General features: G+C 71.5%; 1 protein-coding gene and 1 pseudogene. One reads left to right on the top strand and one right to left on the bottom strand.

Features of this window, described 5'->3' with window-relative positions; all coding sequences use genetic code 11:
- Positions 1–516: pseudogene (locus tag VED21_RS34005) on the top strand (hypothetical protein); the annotation flags it as partial.
- On the opposite strand, the gene VED21_RS34000 reads toward VED21_RS34005, so the two are convergent.
- Complete coding sequence (locus VED21_RS34000) at positions 513–2,852, bottom strand: adenosylcobalamin-dependent ribonucleoside-diphosphate reductase (RefSeq protein WP_324890355.1); 2,340 nt, start codon at positions 2,850–2,852, stop codon at positions 513–515. The pseudogene VED21_RS34005 and the gene VED21_RS34000 overlap by 4 nt on opposite strands.
- Positions 2,853–2,922 lie beyond the last annotated feature (70 nt).

Here is a 2,922-nt window from a genome sequence, read left to right as displayed (position 1 = left end):
CGCGCGCTGACCCCGGCGGAGCGCATCGCCGCGGCACAGCGGGCGCTGGCCCGGCTCGGCCGCTACGACGGCGCCATCGACGGCAAGCTGGGCGAGGGCACGAAGAGCGGGCTCGCGGGCTTGGCCGGGCTGGCGGAGGGGATGCCGGACGATCCGCTCGACCAGGCGGTCGCCCTGGCCGCCGACCGCGTCGCCGTCCGCCTGTCCACGCCCGACCGGCTGGTCGGGCCGGGCTGGAGCAACGCCACGCGCCTGCAGCTGACGCCCGACGACCAGCCGCGGATCGCCGAGGCCTTCGCCGCCGCCGCGGCGGCGCCGGGCGTGGCGCGGGAGTGGACGTCCGGCGACGGCATGCGTTCCGGCCGGATCACCGTGGCCGGCCGCGCCGAGGACACGAAAGGCCGGCAGCGCCCGTGCGTGGCCTTCACGCACGTGGTAACGACGCCGGCCGGGCGCGACGCCGGTGCGCCCGCCAGGGCCTGCCGGTCAGGCGGGCGCTGGTTGCTGGAGGATTAGCCGGAACACTTGGAATAGCCGCAGTTCAGGCAGGTGTCGCAGCCTTCCTGGCGGATCAGGCCAGGCTGGCCGCACTTGGGGCACTGGGGGGCGCGCAGCGCGTCCATGCCGTCCGGCGGGGCGCCGGTCACCTTGCGCATGGCCTCGGCGCTCAGGCCGTCGTGCTCCTCCGTCATGAAGCCGGTGGCCTTCATGTGGCGTTCGATGACGTCGCCGATGGCGGCCAGCAGCGAGGGCACGTAGCGCCCGTTCATCCAGGCGCCACCGCGCGGGTCGAACACCGCCTTCAACTCCTCCACCACGAAATGCACGTCGCCGCCGCGCCGGAACACCGCCGAGATCATGCGCGTCAGCGCCACCGTCCAGGCATAGTGCTCCATGTTCTTGGAGTTGATGAACACCTCGAACGGGCGTCGGCGGCCGGCTTCGACGATGTCGTTGATGGTGATGTACATGGCGTGGTCGCTGTCGGGCCAGCGCACCTTGTAGGTTTCGCCGGGCAGCGCCTCCGGCCGGTCGAGCGGCTTCGTCATGTAGTGCAGAACGGCGCCGCCGTCCAAAGGCTCCCGCTCCGGCCGCGGCTCCGCGGGTTCGGCGGCAGCGGGTTCGGCGACGGGTGCGGGGGCCGGTGGCGCGTCGTCCTTCCGCACGGCCAGGACGGCGCCGGTCACCGGGTTCGGGCGGTAGGTGGTGCAGCCCTTGCAGCCCAGTTCGTACGCCTGCCGGTAGACGTCCTGGAACGCCTCGAAGGACAGGTCCTCCGGGCAGTTGATGGTCTTGGAGATGGAGCTGTCGACGTACTTCTGTGCCGCCGCCTGCATCACCACGTGCTCCGCCGGGGTCAGCGTCTGGGCGTCGACGAAGCAGTCGGGCAGCGGTTCGTCCGCGCCGAAGCGGTCGCGGAACAGGCGGTAGGCGTGGTCGCTCACCTCCTCCGTCCGGCGCGTGCCGTCCGGCATCAGGACGGAGCGCTGGTAGCGGTAGGCGAACACCGGCTCGATCCCGGACGAGATGTTGTCGGCGAACAGCGAGATGGTGCCGGTGGGGGCGATGGAGGTGAGCAGCGCGTTGCGGATGCCGTGCTCGGCGATCAGAGCCCGCACGTCGGCGTCCAGCGCCCGCACCATCGGTGCGTTCAGGTAGGGTTCGCGCTCGTAGCGGGGGAAGGCGCCCTTCTCGGCGGCGAGCAGGGCGGAGGCGCGGTACGCCTCGTTCTGCACGATGCGCAGCCATTCCTCCGTCAGCGCCACGGCGCGCTCGCTGCCGTAGCGCACGCCGCACAGGATCAGCGCGTCGGCAAGGCCGGTGACGCCCAGGCCGATGCGCCGCTTGCCGCGCGCCTCCTCCGTCTGCGCCGGCAGCGGGAAGCGGGACACGTCGACGACGTTGTCCATCATCCGCACGGCCACCGGCACCAGCCGCTTCAGCCGGTCGGTGTCGAGCCGTGCGGCCTCCCCGAACGGGTCGAGCACGAGGCTGGCGAGGTTGATGGAGCCGAGCAGGCAGGCGCCGTAGGGGGGAAGCGGTTGCTCTCCGCAAGGATTAGTTGCAGAAATTTCCTCAATATACCACAGGTTGTTCAGCCGGTTGATGCTGTCGATGAAGATGACGCCCGGCTCGGCGTAGGCGTAGGTGGCCTGCATGATGCGGGTCCACAGGTCGCGGGCGCGCACCTCGCGGTACACCGTGCCCTCGAACACCAGCGGCCAGGGGGCGTCGGCCGCCACCGCCTGCATGAAGGCGTCGGTCACCAGCACCGACAGGTTGAACATGCGCAGCCGGCCGGGCTCGCGCTTGGCCTCGATGAAGGCCTCGATGTCCGGGTGGTCGCAGCGCAGCGTCGCCATCATGGCGCCGCGCCGGGCGCCGGCCGACATGATGGTGCGGCACATGGCGTCCCACACGTCCATGAAGGACAGCGGGCCGGACGCGTCGGCGCCCACGCCGTGCACCGGCGCCCCCTTTGGGCGCAGCGTCGAGAAGTCGTAGCCGATGCCCCCGCCCTGCTGCATGGTCAGCGCCGCTTCGCGCAGGTGGCTGAAGATGGCGCCCAGGTCGTCGCCGATCCGGCCCATGACGAAGCAGTTGAACAGCGTCACGGAACGCCCGGTGCCGGCGCCGGCCAGGATGCGGCCGGCCGGCAGGAACTGGAAATCGGCCAGCGCGTCCCGGAAGGCGGCGGCCCAGCGCTCCGGCTCCGCCTCGGGCGTGGCCAGCGCCTGGGCGACGCGCGTCCAGGTTGCCGGGATGCTGTCGTCCACAGGCTCGCCGTCCGGGGTCTTGAAGCGGTACTTCATGTCCCAGATCTGCTGGGAAATGGCGGCGATGCCCGTCATGTGCCCTCCTTCCCGGCCCCGTGCCCCGGCGGAAGCGTCGCCGGGCGGGCGGGAATCGTTTGGAATTCCA

The organism is Azospirillum sp. (assembly GCF_035627195.1).
Classification (GTDB): domain Bacteria; phylum Pseudomonadota; class Alphaproteobacteria; order Azospirillales; family Azospirillaceae; genus Azospirillum.
This window is presented reverse-complemented; position numbering and strand designations above follow the sequence as displayed.